Origin of the sequence: Pseudomonas sp. LLC-1, from assembly GCF_002992185.1 — a bacterium.
In the GTDB taxonomy this organism is placed as follows: domain Bacteria; phylum Pseudomonadota; class Gammaproteobacteria; order Pseudomonadales; family Pseudomonadaceae; genus Aquipseudomonas; species Aquipseudomonas monteilii.
In genome coordinates, this window is record NZ_LUVY01000011.1 from 206,422 (window position 1) to 222,453 (window position 16,032).

At 61.4% G+C, this 16,032-nt stretch carries 11 protein-coding genes; 6 read left to right on the forward strand and 5 right to left on the reverse strand.

Going from position 1 to position 16,032, the window contains the following annotated elements:
* Positions 1-45 precede the first annotated feature (45 nt).
* The 3 genes from secB to A0O30_RS10430 are packed head-to-tail and all read right to left on the reverse strand — an operon-like array spanning position 46 to position 1,240.
* Positions 46-531 carry a protein-export chaperone SecB gene (gene secB, locus A0O30_RS10420; RefSeq protein ID WP_016712467.1) on the reverse strand — a complete coding sequence of 162 codons (486 nt, stop codon included), beginning with the start codon at positions 529-531 and terminating at the stop codon, positions 46-48.
* Positions 532-570: 39 nt separating this feature from the next.
* Positions 571-825, reverse strand: coding sequence for a glutaredoxin 3 (grxC, locus tag A0O30_RS10425; protein ID WP_003249204.1), 255 nt, complete (start codon positions 823-825; stop codon positions 571-573).
* 1 nt (position 826) lies between these two features.
* Positions 827-1,240, reverse strand: coding sequence for a rhodanese-like domain-containing protein (locus tag A0O30_RS10430; protein WP_105946412.1), 414 nt, complete (start codon positions 1,238-1,240; stop codon positions 827-829).
* A 206-nt stretch (positions 1,241-1,446) separates the two neighbouring features.
* Between A0O30_RS10430 and gpmI the strand changes: the two genes are divergently transcribed.
* From gpmI to A0O30_RS10450, 4 genes are all read left to right on the forward strand, one after another.
* Positions 1,447-2,982: a 2,3-bisphosphoglycerate-independent phosphoglycerate mutase gene (gene gpmI, locus A0O30_RS10435; RefSeq protein ID WP_105946413.1), complete on the forward strand. Its 1,536-nt coding sequence runs from the start codon at positions 1,447-1,449 to the stop codon at positions 2,980-2,982.
* Between the two features lie 142 nt (positions 2,983-3,124).
* On the forward strand, positions 3,125-4,432 hold the full coding sequence (locus A0O30_RS10440) for a murein hydrolase activator EnvC (protein ID WP_105946414.1): 1,308 nt from the start codon (positions 3,125-3,127) through the stop codon (positions 4,430-4,432).
* A gap of 78 nt (positions 4,433-4,510) precedes the next feature.
* On the forward strand, positions 4,511-5,827 hold the full coding sequence (locus tag A0O30_RS10445; RefSeq protein WP_060500663.1) for a S41 family peptidase: 1,317 nt from the start codon (positions 4,511-4,513) through the stop codon (positions 5,825-5,827).
* An 8-nt stretch (positions 5,828-5,835) separates the two neighbouring features.
* Positions 5,836-6,603: a divergent polysaccharide deacetylase family protein gene (locus A0O30_RS10450; protein WP_105946415.1), complete on the forward strand. Its 768-nt coding sequence runs from the start codon at positions 5,836-5,838 to the stop codon at positions 6,601-6,603.
* 5 nt (positions 6,604-6,608) lie between these two features.
* On the opposite strand, the gene A0O30_RS10455 is transcribed toward A0O30_RS10450, so the two are convergent.
* Entirely contained in the window at positions 6,609-11,177 is a 4,569-nt protein-coding gene (locus tag A0O30_RS10455) for a dermonecrotic toxin domain-containing protein (RefSeq protein ID WP_256589643.1), read from the reverse strand.
* Between the two features lie 229 nt (positions 11,178-11,406).
* On the opposite strand from A0O30_RS10455, the gene A0O30_RS10460 reads away from it, so the two are divergent.
* A complete protein-coding gene (locus A0O30_RS10460; protein WP_105946417.1) occupies positions 11,407-12,828 on the forward strand; it encodes a serine protease in 1,422 nt (473 codons plus the stop codon).
* A gap of 65 nt (positions 12,829-12,893) precedes the next feature.
* On the opposite strand, the gene A0O30_RS10465 is transcribed toward A0O30_RS10460, so the two are convergent.
* Positions 12,894-14,840 (reverse strand): BCCT family transporter, encoded by a 1,947-nt coding sequence (locus A0O30_RS10465; protein WP_256589646.1) that lies wholly within the window; start codon positions 14,838-14,840, stop codon positions 12,894-12,896.
* Positions 14,841-15,373: 533 nt separating this feature from the next.
* Here A0O30_RS10465 and betI point away from each other — a divergent pair.
* On the forward strand, positions 15,374-16,030 hold the full coding sequence (gene betI / locus A0O30_RS10470; protein ID WP_003259891.1) for a transcriptional regulator BetI: 657 nt from the start codon (positions 15,374-15,376) through the stop codon (positions 16,028-16,030).
* Positions 16,031-16,032 lie beyond the last annotated feature (2 nt).

Consider the following 16,032-nt stretch of genomic DNA (forward strand, 5'->3'; position numbering starts at 1 on the left):
AATAAAAAAGCGCCCCGAGAGGCGCTTTCGTGATACCGGCAGCTATTACTGCACAGTTGGCGCAGCGCCCGCTTCCTGCATGCGTTGCAGTTCTTGCGCATACAGGGCGTCGAAGTTGACCGGCGACAGCATCAGGGCCGGGAACGAACCGCGGGTCACCAGGCTGTCCAGGGTCTCACGGGCGTACGGGAACAGGATGTTCGGGCAGAACGCACCCAGGGTGTGGCTCATCGAAGCCGCATCCAGGTTGGCGATCAGGAAGATACCGGCCTGCTGTACTTCAGCGATGAACGCCACTTCGTCACCGTTCTTGACGGTAACCGACAGGGTCAGCACCACCTCGTGGAAGTCGCCTTCCAGGGCTTTCTGCTTGGTGTTCAGGTCCAGCGCGACGCTCGGCTCCCAGCTCTGGCGGAAGATCTGCGGGCTTTTCGGGGCTTCGAACGACAGGTCGCGCACGTAGATGCGCTGCAGGGAGAACTGAGGGCTGTTGTCTTCTGCAGCAGCGCCGTTGGTCTGTTGGTCAGTCATGGCAGATCCTTATCCTAATGTTTTTGAATGCAGTGCAAATCAGGCCGCCAGCAGCGCGTCGAGCTTGCCGGCGCGCTCCAGGGCATAGAGGTCATCGCATCCACCGACATGGGTGCTGCCGATCCAGATCTGCGGCACCGAGGTGCGGCCGGCCTTCTGGCTCATCTCGGCGCGAACCTGCGGTTTACCGTCGACCTTGATTTCCTCGAAGGCCACGCCTTTGCTTTCAAGCAGGTACTTGGCGCGCATGCAGTAGGGGCAGTAGTCGCTGGAATAGACGATGACGGGCTTCATATCACTTCACCAGGGGCAGGTTATCGGCTTTCCAGCTGGAAACGCCACCGCTCAGTTTGGCAGCGGTGTAGCCAGCCTTGAGCAGTTCGCGGCAGTGGGTGCCGGACTGCTGGCCCATTGCGTCGACGACGATCAGGGTCTTCTCTTTGTGCTTGTCCAGCTCGCTCATGCGGGTGGCCAGCTTGTCCTGCGGAATGTTGATCGCACCGACGATGTGGCCGGCGGCGTATTCCTTGGCCGTACGGATGTCGACGACCAGGCCCTTGTCGGCATTGACCAGGGCGGTCAGTTGGCCGTTGGTCAGGCTCTGGCCGCCACGGCGGATTTCATTGAGCAGCAGCAGGACCAGCAGAACAACGAAGATCGCAACCAGGATGTAGTGATCTGTCGCGAATTGAATCAGGTGAGCAACCATCAGCGGTGTTCCAGGCGATTGAAAATGCCGGCCAGTATACACAGCCCCCCAGTGCCACCAAAGCCCGACAGGCCGGAGGGAAAGGTACCTTCATGTTGCTACATCGGGCGCACTGGTCAGGCAATAGGACGAATATTCGCCGCTGGTGGCGGATTTGCCCTAAAATGCGTGTCTTTATCATCTTTGAACAACCGTGAGTTTGATTGATGACGAGTACGCCCAAACCCCTGGTCCTGATCATCCTGGATGGCTTCGGCCACAGCGAAATCCCCGAACACAACGCCATCTTTGCCGCCAACACGCCGGTCTATGACCGCCTGCGCGCTACCCAGCCGCATGGCCTCATTTCCGGCTCAGGCATGGATGTCGGCCTGCCGGACGGGCAGATGGGCAACTCCGAAGTCGGTCACATGAACCTGGGCGCCGGTCGCGTCGTGTACCAGGACTTCACCCGGGTGACCAAGGCCATCCGTGACGGCGAATTCTTCGAAAACCCGGTGCTCACTGGTGCCGTGGACAAGGCCGCCAGCGCCGGCAAGGCCGTGCACATCCTCGGCCTGCTGTCCGATGGCGGCGTACACAGCCACCAGGACCACCTGGTGGCCATGGCCGAACTGGCCGCACAGCGCGGTGCGGAAAAAATCTACCTGCACGCCTTCCTCGATGGCCGTGACACCCCACCACGCAGCGCGCAGTCGTCCATCGAACTGCTCGACGCCACCTTCGCCAAGCTGGGCAAGGGCCGCATCGCCAGCCTGATCGGCCGCTACTTCGCCATGGATCGGGATAACCGCTGGGACCGCGTCAGCGCCGCCTACAACCTGATCGTCGACAGCGCCGCCGAATATACCGCCGACACCGCCCTGGCTGGCCTGGAAGCGGCCTACGCCCGTGACGAGAGCGACGAGTTCGTCAAGGCCACGCGCATTGGTGAAGCGGTCAAGGTCGAAGACGGCGATGCCGTGATCTTCATGAACTTCCGCGCCGACCGTGCCCGCGAGCTGTCGCGCGTGTTCGTCGAAGCCGACTTCAACGAATTCCCGCGTGCCCGCCTGCCAAAACTGGCGGCCTACATCGGCCTGACCCAGTACTCGGCCAAGATTCCGGCACCTGCAGCCTTTGCACCGGCCAGCCTGAACAACGTGCTGGGCGAGTACCTGGCAAAGAACGGCAAAACCCAGCTGCGGATTGCCGAGACCGAGAAGTACGCCCACGTCACCTTCTTCTTCTCGGGTGGCCGTGAAGAGCCGTTCGAAGGCGAAGAGCGCATCCTGATTCCATCGCCAAAGGTCGCCACCTATGACCTGCAGCCGGAAATGAACGCGCCGGAAGTAACCGATCGCATCGTCGAAGCCATTGAGCAGCAGCGCTACGACGTGATCGTGGTCAACTACGCCAACGGCGACATGGTCGGCCACACGGGCGTGTTCGAGGCTGCGGTGAAGGCAGTTGAAGCACTGGACACCTGCGTCGGCCGCATCGTCGAAGCGCTGGCCAAGGTGGACGGCGAAGCGCTGATCACCGCCGACCACGGCAACGTCGAGCAGATGGAAGACGAATGCACCGGTCAGGCGCACACCGCACACACCACCGAGCCGGTGCCGTTCATCTATGTGGGCAAGCGCAACGTGAAAGTGCGTGATGGCGGCGTGCTGGCCGACGTGGCGCCGACCATGCTGAAGCTGCTGGGGCTGGAGAAGCCGGTGGAAATGACCGGCACCTCGATCCTGGTTGACGCCTGATTCTGTGCATCGGGGGCCGCTTTGAGCCCCCATGACACATGAATTCCAGACAAACGCCCCTCTGCACCCGCAGCGAGGCGTTTTTTTTGCCTGCCCGGGCGGGCATACTAGGCCAGTCTCCATCCTTGGTACGCCAAACCCCATGCTTCGCGCCCTGATTCTCCTAGCCCTGTCTTGCCTGCTCAGCCCGGCCTTTGCCGATGAGCGTGCGCAGACCCAGCAGCAACTGGACGCCACCCGCCAGGACATTGCCGAGCTCAAGAAGACGCTGGGCAAGCTCCAGGAAGAAAAGGCCGGCGTGCAAAAGGACCTCAAAGCCACCGAGACCGACATCGGCGACCTCGAAAAACAGGTGGAGGCACTGCAGCAAGAGCTAAAAAAGACCGAGGGCGATCTGGAGCGCCTTGATACCGAGAAAAAAAAACTCCAGAGCGCCCGCGTTGAACAACAGCGACTGATCGCCATCCAGGCCCGCTCGGCCTACCAGAACAACGGCCGCGAGGAATACCTCAAGCTGCTGCTCAACCAGCAGAACCCCGAGAAGTTCGCCCGCACCCTCACGTATTACGACTACATCAGCAAGGCGCGCCTGGAACAACTGCGTACCTTCAACGAGACCCTGCGCCAGCTGGCCAACGTCGAGCAGGAAATTGCCAGCCAGCAAGAGCAGTTGCTGGCCCAGCGCGCCGACCTCGACAGCCGCCGCCAGGCCCTGGAAGCCGAGCGCGGCAAGCGCCAGCAGGTGCTGGCCAAGCTCAATGGCGACATGAAGGACCGCGACCAGAAGCTGCAGGCCCGCGAGCAGGACCAGGCCGACCTGTCCAAAGTACTCAAGACCATCGAGGAAACCCTGGCCCGTCAGGCCCGCGAAGCCGAGGAAGCGCGCAAGAAAGCCTTGCTGGCCCAGCAGGAAGCGGAAAAACGCCGCCAGCAGGAGGCCCTGGCCGCCGCCGCTGCCCGCGAACAGGCCAAGGAGCCGGTGGAGCCACCGAAAAAGGCCCGCACCACCCTCGGCCCGATGGTTTCCAGCGATGGCGCCAACTACGGCGGCGCTTTTTCTGCCGCGCGGGGCAAACTTCCATGGCCCGTCAATGGTCGACTGCTGGCACGCTTTGGTGATGCCCGCGGCAGCGATGCCCGTGCCAAGTGGGACGGGGTGATGATCAGCGCCAACCCAGGCACCCAGGTACGTGCGGTGCACGGCGGGCGTGTAGTGTTCGCCGACTGGTTGCGCGGTGCCGGCCTTCTGGTCATTCTCGACCATGGCAACGGTTACCTGAGCCTGTACGGCCACAACCAGAGCCTGCTCAAGAGCGCCGGTGATATCGTCAAGGCCGGTGAAGCCATTTCCACCGTTGGCGACAGCGGTGGCCAGGACGCGGCAGGCTTGTACTTCGCCATCCGCCAGCAGGGCCGGCCGACCGACCCTTCGCAATGGTGCCGGGGCTAGTCAAATTTCTACGGCGTAGCCTGAGTGCTGCGCCGATGCTCCCCAGGGAGCGCTTACAGGATCAGGAGTTCGTTCGACATGCTGCACTCGCCTCGTCTCACCCAGCTGGCCCTGTCCATCGCCCTGGCGGTCGGTGCGCCCCTGGCCGTCGCTGCAGAGCCGGCCAAGGCCGCCGCAGTGCCCGCCACCGAGGTCACGGCCAAGGCACCACTGCCACTGGAAGAGCTGCGCACCTTCGCCGAGGTCATGGACCGCATCAAGGCGGCCTATGTAGAGCCAGTGGACGACAAGACCCTGCTGGAAAATGCCATCAAAGGCATGCTCAGCAACCTTGACCCGCACTCGGCCTACCTCGGCCCCGAAGACTTCCAGGAGCTGCAGGAAAGCACCAGCGGCGAATTCGGCGGGCTGGGCATCGAAGTGGGCCAGGAAGACGGCTTCATCAAAGTGGTCTCGCCTATCGATGACACCCCGGCTTCACGGGCTGGCGTGCAGGCCGGCGACCTGATCGTCAAGATCAACGGCGCCCCGACCCGCGGCCAGACCATGACCGAGGCGGTCGACAAGATGCGCGGCAAGGTCGGCGAAAAAATCACCCTGACCCTGGTGCGCGACGGCGGCAACCCGTTTGACGTGACCCTGGCCCGCGCGGTCATTCAGGTCAAGAGCGTGAAGAGCCAGCTGCTGGAAAATGACTACGGCTACATCCGTATCACCCAGTTCCAGGTCAAGACCGGCGACGAAGTGGGCAAGGCCCTGGCCAAGCTGCGCAAGGACAACGGCAAGAAGCTGCGCGGGGTCGTGCTGGACCTGCGCAACAACCCGGGCGGCGTACTGCAATCGGCGGTGGAAGTGGCCGACCACTTCCTGACCAAGGGCCTGATCGTCTACACCAAAGGCCGCATCGCCAACTCCGAACTGCGCTTCTCCGCCGACCCGGCCGACGCCAGCGAAGGCGTGCCACTGGTGGTGCTGATCAACGGCGGCAGTGCCTCGGCCTCCGAGATTGTCGCCGGCGCCCTGCAGGACCAGAAACGCGCTGTGCTGATGGGTACCGACAGCTTCGGCAAAGGTTCAGTGCAGACCGTGTTGCCGCTGGCCAACGACCGCGCCCTGAAGCTCACCACCGCGCTGTACTTCACCCCCAATGGCCGCTCGATCCAGGCCCAGGGCATCGTCCCCGATATCGAAGTGCGCCCGGCCAAGCTCACCGCTGAAGTCGACACCGACAACTTCAAGGAAGCCGACCTGCAGGGCCACCTGGGCAACGGCAACGGCGGCGCCGACCGCCCGACTGGCAGCAGCAAGCGCAAGGAGCGCCCACAGGATGACGACTTCCAGTTGAGCCAGGCGCTGAGCCTGCTCAAAGGGCTGAACATCACCTCAGGCAAGTGATTCACCCTATGCGGTATCTGCTGTGTCTGTTGTTCTGCGTGTTGGCCGGGGTCGCGCAAGCGGCACCGGCCAACAAGGTCTACATGAGCATCATCATCGACGACCTGGGCCAGAGCACCGAGCGGGACAGCCGCACCCTCGCCCTGCCCGGCCCGGTGACCATGGCGATCATGCCCGACACCCCACATGCCAGCGATTTCGCTCGTCAGGCACACAAAGCTGGCAAGACGGTGATCCTGCACATGCCGATGGACCCTGCGACCGGTCCCTATGCCTGGCACCCCGAGTTGCCGCTGCCGGTCCTGGCCAGCAGGCTGGACGCAGCCTTGGCCAAGGTGCCATTCGCCGCCGGCATCAACAACCACATGGGCAGCCGAATGACCGCCCAGCGTGATGCCATGACCTGGCTGATGGGTGAACTGCAGCAACGACACCTGTTCTTCGTCGACAGCCGTACCAGCGCCGCGACGGTGGCTGCCGCGCAGGCGCAGGCAGTGGGGCTTGCCCACGTCTCAAGGGACGTGTTTCTGGACGACGAACGCACCACAGCGGCCATCATGGGGCAACTGAGCCGGGCCGTTCAGCTGGCTCAGCGGCAGGGATCCGCAGTGCTGATCGGGCACCCTTACCCGCAAACGCTGGACGTGCTTGAGCGCGAGCTACCGAGACTCAAGGCCCAAGGCATCACGTTGATCGGCCTGCCGCAGATGATCGCCGAACGGGGTAACCAGGCCATGCCCGCACATGGCAGCCATGGCCGATACAGCAACCGCTGACGGCGTCAATCGAACGGGATGATGCCGGTTGCCTGCTCCAGCGTCAGTTCACCCCGGTGCACGCGATAACCCGACCCACCTTCCTCACGCCCACCCATATGTCGCTGACGCCAGGTTTTCAGGTGGCCCCGCGTGAACGCCCGTGGCAGTGCGTCAACGGAGGGCATGTGAAAGTGCGCTACCCACAGTGTCCGCCCTGGCTTCGCACCGGGCTGCGCCACAAGCATGATCTTGTACTCGTCAAAAGCACTGCCATCGCTCATGGTTTTCCTTGGGCTGACATATTCCACCTTGATCAACTCCTGCTCATGCATGAACTTGAGTGCTTCGGCACTTGGGTAACGTGTACCGGTGTAGAGCGCAGTCAGTTTCAGGGTTTTCTCCGACCGCAGCCTGGCCGCCGCGTCCTTCAGGCGAATGGCAGCGTTACCAGGTGATACGGCTGCCTTGTCGAGCACAACCAACTGGCGGTCGAACAGCTGTGCAAGCAAGGTGCCTTTGATATCACTGCCAATATATTCGTCCGCTTTACGGATGAGCCGCTCGTTTTCATCCAGCAAGGCCTGCACACGATCAGCCGTATCGACCGGCTCTGCATCCGCCTGGGCCTGCTGTTGGTTACGTTCACGCCACTTCCCCGCCTCCCACTCAAAGTGGGCCAGTGCCTTGCCACCGAATGGCTCGTTCACCTCAAGCACCCTGCGCCCGCCTTCAGAGAGTACGTTACCGATAAGTAGCTGCCCTTCGACGTTGCGCACCACGAACTGCGGCTTGCTGGATGGCAAGTAAGCAAGCCGCCGGGGCGGAGCGCTGACACCGTCTTGCTCCTTGAATGCCTCGACCAGACGAGAACCGGCATCCCGCTTTAGCTTTTCCAGCTCGGTGCGGTAGCGGTCGATCATTGCAACCTCGATCAGGGCCCCACCTTCTTTACGAATACGCGCGCTGTTGAGCAGGGCCTCTGCATACCTGTCCCAGGCGTCTTGAAGAATGGTGATTCGATCCTCGACTGGCAGGTTGGCAAAATCGAGTGTTCCGTGCGCGCCCGCCGCATTGCGCAAGGCGCGCCCCGCCAGCTCCTCTTTGAACATGCGGATGCTGCGCTGACCACTGACAGAGTCCGCGTGCAAAGCCAGGCCTGCAAAATTCAATGCCTGATGGAAGCGGTACTGCACCGTACTGAAGGTACGCTTGGCGATCAGTGAGTCGACCGTTCGAACAACCGCTTCGCCTTCGCTGCTGATCACCCATTCACCGGGTGCCTCAACTACCGCCGCATCGAGGAGCTCATGTGCAAGCAGAATCCGATCCTCAAATGCCACAACGCTTTCCAGCTTACGGCGGTATGCAAGGTACTCTTCATGAACCTGCAGCAATGGCCGCCCATTGACCGCGTCCTGGATTGCAACCAGCTGCGGATACTCTGCCAAGTGCCACAACTCGTGGATGATGAAATCGTTATTAGCTATCTGGTTGATTAGAGCGGTACGTTTCTGCGTGGCCAACTGAGCGTCCCATCCTTTTCTTCGCTGCGCCGTAAACTTGGGTTCAAGCATGGTCTCGAGATTGGCCAACTTTTCACTGTCATATCGCACAATTTCTTCAAGGCATCGTACGGCTGCTTCGCGTTTGTCAGCGAGCTGCAATGTCCAGTCGGCGAGGCGCGCATCGTACTGCTCAACAAGCCTTGCAGAAGCCCCCATGTCATCTTCAGCGTGCGCAGTGTCCAGCTTTAGCTGTTCCTTGTCCCGAAGGGCCTTCAGCTTGGCCGTTTTACTCTGCAACGCTTTAACCTCACCTTGAAGCCCCGTGTATCTTTCGGTTACTTCATTGACCTGATCGACATGCTGGTTGATAGCATGAACCAGTTTGTTGAAGCGCTCGGCAAGTTTTTCGCGCATGCCGCCCTGGCGCATGCCACCCGCAAGACGTAGCGTGCCGTCAACCCGCCACCCCCCGTCTCTATTGATCAACCACGGCCCATGGCCGCCTTTACCGTCCAGAACACGCACGCCCCCCACCGATACGTCGACCGGGTAAGCATCCCCGCCCATCACGGCGTAGAGCTGGCCCTGGACCCGGTACAGGCCAGCAGCCTGTCCCTGGGTTTGCAAGTCTGAGGCTTCGAAATGTACGCCTGAGCGCATGGCTCGCAGCGCCTGGCGCTGTGTGGGTGGCAACCAGTTGAAGCCGTGGTTGCCACGCCAGGACAAGTCCAGCCGGCGCTCCGGCAAGGCCGCTAACGCGCCGATCGCCTGCGGCACTCCGCCAGTGGGTGTCACCGAGACTTCGGCAAATGCGCCACGCTGCATAGAGACGCTTTCAAAGTTGGCGAGGTCGGGAAGCTGCCCGTATGTGCCGGGTTTCAGGCCCGGTTGCCGTGCATGCATCAGCACCATGCCCAGGTTCATCAATAAATCCGCTATCGCGGCGGAACGATCAAATTCCCCGCCCTGTTCAAGGGCAAGCAAATCGTTCTGCAGGGACGCCAGCAGTTGCACCAGCCACGCCACGCTCGCCACCGGCCCCCGTAGCACCAGGGTAACCACATCGAACAGCAGCCAGGCGCCCTGGCACAGGGTTTCCCATCGACGCTCCACATTGGACGTGGACTGCAGATCGGCCATTTCGACGAGCAGGTCGCGATTGGCACTGTAGAGCTTGTCATCAAGGCCAGTACGCCAGAACTGCGGATGAATGACCGGCGCAACCACAGGCTCAGGCAAGCTGTAAGGGTCGATGCCCACGCTGCTGACATGCGGCTCACGGAAGCCGCCATTGTCATAGATATGCCGAACCTCAGGTTCCAACCACTCAAGAATGCTCGCTTGCAGAAGAGACGAATCCTGTATGTGCTCAAGCAACGCACTCAGGCTCGCGTACTCGCGCAGCGTGTCCTGCTTGAACAGCGGGCGGTACAGCAATACCAGCGCCGGCTCGACGCAGAACAACAGGTACATGCCTCGCACCCGATCAAACCGATGGGAGCCTGGCTGACGCCTGAAGGTCAGCGGCATCAGGACCATTCGAGGGGTTTCCGGGTCGTCATGGCCTGCACAGAACGTCATGACGCACTGCAATCCCGTCTCCGTGAGCTTGCCATCCAGTTTGCCCTGCAACGCGCTGAAGCGCAGAGTGCTGCGCCACTCCCGGCCGAACCGTTTGACCCGCTGCTCACGGGTGAGCGGGTCGTCCAGCAAACCGGCGACATAGCGAGGGTAGGTGCCGCCGATATCCACCTGGGTTACCAAGCGCCTCGCGGCGTTGGCATCCAGCCATTCAGGTACCTGTGCCCCACGAGCATGGCGAATACGTATGACCGAAGCCTGGCTGAGTGCGCTCAGGTTGCCGATAGCGAACTCGGTCAGGGTCTTCTCGCCTTCCAGGGCCAAGGGCTCGCCGCCTCCCGCTCCCACCCCGGCACCACCGGGCACGCCTTGCGCCAGGTAGAACTCAAGAACCAGGTCGTCCGGCGATGTGTCGTCGGCATGCGCCTTGAGCATCTGCTCACTCAAGCGCTGACGGGCGTAGGTGTGCAGGCTCTGGACACCATCCAGCGCACCGACACCTTCGGCGTCCAACTGGTCGATCGCCAGTTGCAGCAAGGCGCCATGGCAGGCAATGGCACCGGAGCCTGAACGTGCCGAAACGCCAGGAGGAGGTGTTACCGCCGACGTGTCGTCGAGGTAGGTGACGAACCACTGCGCCGGATCGCTCAGCTCGACGAATAGTTTTTCTAGCGCTGCAACATCGGCCAGGCGCCCATAGCGCACCCGCGCAACCCTGTCGAACACACTTTCGAGCAGCTGTGCAACCTGTTGCGCAAAGGCATTGCCCTCAACCGGGTAACGTTGCCAGGTCATGTCATCGAAGCTGTAGTGCCGAGCAAGGTCGTCACGCAGGGCCAAGGCAAACTCGGCCAACGACGCAAAGCTGTGCACTTGGCCGGAAGGCGCACACCATAAGACCACCTGACGTTCATCCCACTCCCCCGTCACCAACAGATGGTTCAGCATTTCATCCGAATGGTTTTCCCCCTTCGACAGCCGGGCTTGCACGAAGCTCACATTCGGTTGGTCGGCACCACCGCGTATCAGGCCACGGATGCATGCCTGCTCCTGAGCATCCAGGCCTTGTAGAGGCAGGCCACGCAACAGGGCCGTCTTCAGCAGCAACTGCAGCCATTGGTCGCGGCTGGTGCCGGTGCGCCCCTGGCCACGCCAGAAATCGAGTTGTGCCTCACAAAAGTGCTGCGGCAACTGCTCGATCAGTGCGTTCAGTGGGCCGGTAAGGCCGCTGATCTGCCGCGATTCGAACTGGCTTTTGGCGCCTGCGAAGCGATAGGGTTCACTGAGGCCCAGGTTGTAGTGGCGCTCGCCAAGTGGCTCCAGGTCGAGCGAGCCAGTCTCCAGCATGGCCTGCAGAACCTGGTCGACCAGTGGCTGAGTGGTCCAGTAGGACAAGCCCGGCGCCGGACTCTCCAGTGCCAACGCATCGGCGGACGGCAAACCGGGTTGCACATAGGCTAGCCACGGTAGCTCTGCAAGCAACAGCTTGAGCAACTGCTGGCTCACCACCTGGCGCAAGGTGGGACGCTCGCCAAACTGCTGGGCAGCAGCGCGCCTGAAGTCAAATGTGAATGTGTCGGAGTGGGGCATGCCAATAACTTCCTCTTGAGTGAGCAGAAAGCCTTGCGCGATTGCCTGCGCTCCCGGTGCTACTTATTGCAGGCTCATACCTATTTACTGCCTGGCCTTCCAACAGCTCTGCACCCTGTTACCTCCATTTCAAAGGAGGTTCGAGATGAAACCATCCCTATTGATCGCCTTGAGCTGCGCACTACTCAGTACCCAGGCGTATGCCACAGGCAACGACAGTGCAGCCCAACGTACGCCGGCCACTGCTCCTGTCACCTTGACCAACAGCAATGGCGAGAATGCTCAGTGGACAGGCATCGGGCGTTTGTCACTGGCGGGCAAGCGCTGCATAGGCACCCTGCTTGATACACATGACGCCCTGGCGGGCCCGAACGGCCCGGCCTATGTCCTGACTGCCGGCCACTGCGCTGGCGGTGTGAATGGCAAGATACTTGTCGACCAGCCCGTAGAGGGCAGCATCCAGTTCAATTACTTCACCGACACAGTGCAAAAGCGCCATACGCGCCCCTTGAAACGCACGGTCTGGAACAGCACGCAGGGTGCCGACCTGGCCTTGCTTGAGCTTGACGCCACCCTCGATGAACTATTGGCCTTGGGAATCACCCCGTTGAAACTCGGCGCCTCGCCCGCCTCAGGCGCAGCAGTCTGGGTTATCGGCGAGCCCTCTGCGTCGACAGACAATGGGTTAAGGCTTTCCAAGTGCTCGGAATGGTATGCCCCTACCTCAAGTGTGGGCAGCTGGGTATGGCGCAATGTCAGGAACAACGACTGCCAAGGGCTTGGCACAGGCGTTTCGGGTAGCCCGGTATTCGACCCCAACCTTGGCCGCTTGACCAGCGTCATCAACAGCCTCCAGGGCGATGAAGCCGGTTCTATTCCTGTACACCGTATATCTGGCTGTTTCGCGGCGGGCCAGGTCGATCTGGGCCTGGACGGTTGCAACCTGGTACCGGGTTTCCAGCTTGAGCAACGCCCTGACAGCGCGTTCAAAACCTCCACCAAAGCCCGCACACTGGATGACGGCACTTTGCAGCCAGCCACCTGGAATTTTGCTTTCAACATCGACACGCCGCGCTATCGCTACAAGCTGGCTGCCGATGCCTTGGCCTGTGAAGAGCCGACCGGATACAGCGGCACCATCCTCGCCAGCGAGGCATTGATCAATGATGCAGTGGGGCCTGAGCCTGGCACACACTACCTGTGCCTGATGGGTGTGCAGTCTGCAGACCAACGCCCCTCCCATGCGCTCATGGCCAATAGCCTCAGCATCGCGCTTAAATTGCTGCCACCGGGCAAACCTACCGCACAGGTCACCCGTGAGGCCTTTGAGGACGGAAACATCAGCTTGTCCTGGCATAAAGAACCAGGCGTGCTGTTCTACCGAGTGAAGCGTGGAGCGCCAGACACGACCGACTGCGAAGACCCGGCAGGCTACCGCCTGTTGCGCCAGGAGCACATCGTGGTCAAAGCCTCGAAATTGCCGTTGAAGGTGTGCAGCGTTGCCATCGACCTGATCGAGCAACGCTCGGCGTATCGCACCGATTTGCTGGAAGAAAGCGGGGCTTGAACCTGACCGCATAAAAAAAGGGCCTGTTCGAAAACAGGCCCTTCGTTCATCCAACCCGTTCAGGGTCAGCTATACACACGCACCAGCAGCTGGCGGTGGCTTTCGAACTGGTCCAGCACATCCCGCACGATCTGCTCCGGCGCAAAGCCCATCAGGTCGTACTCCTGGCTGCCATCGTGCAAGTAGACCTCGGCACGGTAGAAGCGCTGGCGCACTTCCGGCTCGCCTTCCACCGGCGCCTCGCTCGGCGCGGCCATATAGCCGTCCAGGCTTACTTCGTAAACGAACGGGTTACCCTCGTCCATCATCACCCGCAGGCCCATCATGTTACGCGACTGGCCAACACGGGTTTCCACCTCAAAGCCCAGGGTTTGCAGCTGCGCGGCCGCTTCTTTCAGCGCCGGGCTTACCTGCTTGTCCATGAAGCGCTGCACCACGGCCTGGGTCGGCTGCAGCTCCAGCTGGGTCAGGCGCTCGCTGAAGCCGCGGCGGCCACGGGCGGCCAGCTCGGCGCGCTCGCTCTCCACCGCCACATCCTGCTTCATGGCCTTGTACAGGCCGAACATGAACAGCACCAGCACCACCGAGAACGGCAGGCCCGCCAGCACCACCATGGTCTGCATGGCTTCGAAGTTACCGGCAAACAGCAGGCCAATGGTGACCAGGGTGATAACCACCGACCAGAACACCACCATCCAGTGCGGAGCGTCTTCGTCGACCTTGCCGCCTTTGCACGACAGGTTGGCCATCATCACCGCGCCGGAGTCGGCCGGGGTGAGGAACAGCACGAAACCGACAAACACCGCTACACCGATCACGATCTTGGCTGCCGGGAAGTATTCCAGCAGCTGGTAGATCGACATCGACGGTTGTTCCAACGCGGTCTTGCCCAGTTCTACAGCGCCCTGGTTGATCACCAGGTCCAGCGCGGTATTGCCGAAGATCGACAGCCAGGCCAGGGTAAAGCCCAGCGGGATCAGCAGCACACCCATCACCAGTTGGCGCACGGTGCGGCCCTTGGAGATACGGGCAATGAACATGCCGACGAACGGGCCCCAGGAGATCCACCAGGCCCAGTAGAACACGGTCCACAGGCCCAGCCAGCGCTCGGACTTGCCCGCCTCGCCTTCATACACGTACAGGTCGAAGGTTTTCAGCACGATGCCGTTGAGGTAGTCGCCGATGTTCTGCACGAAGCCGTTGAGCAGGTGCAGGGTTTCACCACCCAGCAATACGAAGATCAGCAGGCCGCTGAACAGCATGATGTTCAGGTTGGACAGGCGGCGAATGCCGTTCTCCACACCCGACACCGCCGCCACGGTGGCCACACCGGCCATGACCAGGATCACCACCAGCAGGTTGGTCTTGCTGTGGTCCATGCCGAACAGGTATTCCAGGCCGGAGGACACCTGCATCGAGCCGATCCCCAGGTTGGTCACCAGGCCCAGCAGGGTTACGAACATGCCGAAGATGTCCACGGCGTTGCCGGCAGCGCCCTTGACCCAACGCTCACCCACCAGCGGGTACAGCGCCGAGCGCAGTGCCAGCGGCTGGTTGTGGCGGTAGGCAAAGTAACCCACGGCCAGGCCGACCAGGGCATAGATTGCCCAGCCGTGCAGGCCCCAGTGCAGGAAGGTCAGTTGCAGGCCCTGGCGCGCCGCTTCGAGGCTGGCCGGGGTGCCTTCCGGCGGGTTGAAGTAGTGGTCCAGCGGCTCGGAGGCGCCGAAGTACAGCAGCGAAATACCGATACCGGAGGAGAACAGCATGCCGGCCCAGGCGCCGTAGCTGAAGTCCGGCTGGTCGTCCTTGCCGCCCAGCTTGAGGCTGCCGTAGTCGGAGAAGGCCAGGTAGACGACAAACAGCAGGTAACCGCAGATCACCAGCATGTAGTACCAGCCAAAGGTGCGCGTCAGCCATTTCTGGGCCACGCCCAGCACCTGGCCGGCGGTTTCGGGTACAGCGATCAGCAAGGCAGTCAGAACAAGGATCATCAGCGCGGAGGTGAAGAACACCACGCGGTTGACCCGTACCCTCTCGGCGGGGGGCTTGGTAAGTGAGGCAGAACTCATTGCACGAATGCTCCGGGCAGTACGGCTGTGGAGGCTAATCAGTCTTTCCCGAGCAATTGGTGGAATATCCCCACTGCATCAGGTGTTATAAAAGCACCCTGGAAACCGTGATCCCGAATCGATACGTTGCAAAAAAACAGACAGGTGGCCTGCTGAAAAAGCCACACCTCGGCAGAGGTGCGCGCATTCGTCACAGATCACCCCGCCCGCTCCAAGGGCCTGTCGCAGGGCCAGTGACCGTACGGCAGAATCTGCATTTCGCATCGCTCATGCCCGTCAACGCCTTGTATTCCGGGGGTTACGCGATTTCCTGGGGTGTCAACTCGTGCCTTCTCGACCGCCTGAAAAACTGTCAATGGCACAAATTGTCGCAGAGCTTATTCTTTATTGATTGAACGTTCAATCAAAACAAAATAGACTGGCCTTCGCCGAGTCAGCCGCCCGTCGTCTGCTCGCAGGCCTGAGGAGATAGCAAGATGCCCAAGGTCGGTATGCAACCCATCCGCCGCCAGCAGTTGATCGAAGCCACGTTGCAGGCGGTCGATCAGGTCGGTCTGGGGGACGCCAGCATTGCGCTGATTGCCCGTTTGGCCGGTGTGTCGAACGGCATCATCAGTCACTACTTTCGGGACAAAAACGGCCTGATTGCAGCGACGATGGGTTACATCATGAACATGCTCAACGAAGGTGTTCGAGCACGTCGCCAGGCCCTGACGGACGACAGCCCGCGCGCCCACCTGAAAGTGATCATCGAGGGCAACTTCGATGCCAGCCAGGTGAACGGCCCGGCAATGAAAACCTGGTTGGCCTTCTGGGCTTCCAGCATGCACCAGCCCGATTTGCACAGGTTGCAGCGGATCAACGACCACCGCTTGTATTCCAACCTGTGCTGCCAGTTCCGCCGCGCCTTGCCGCTCTACCATGCGCGCAAGGCAGCCCGCGGCCTGGCAGCTTTGATCGATGGCCTGTGGCTGCGTGGTGCCCTGTCGGGTGATGCATTCGACACCGACCAGGCGATACGGATTGCTTACGAATACATGGATCTACAACTGGCTAAACAGCACACCCTGGGTACAAACGACCAGGCCGCTGAACAACCGCGCACGGCCCTTGCCAACCCGGCTGGAGCGTGACG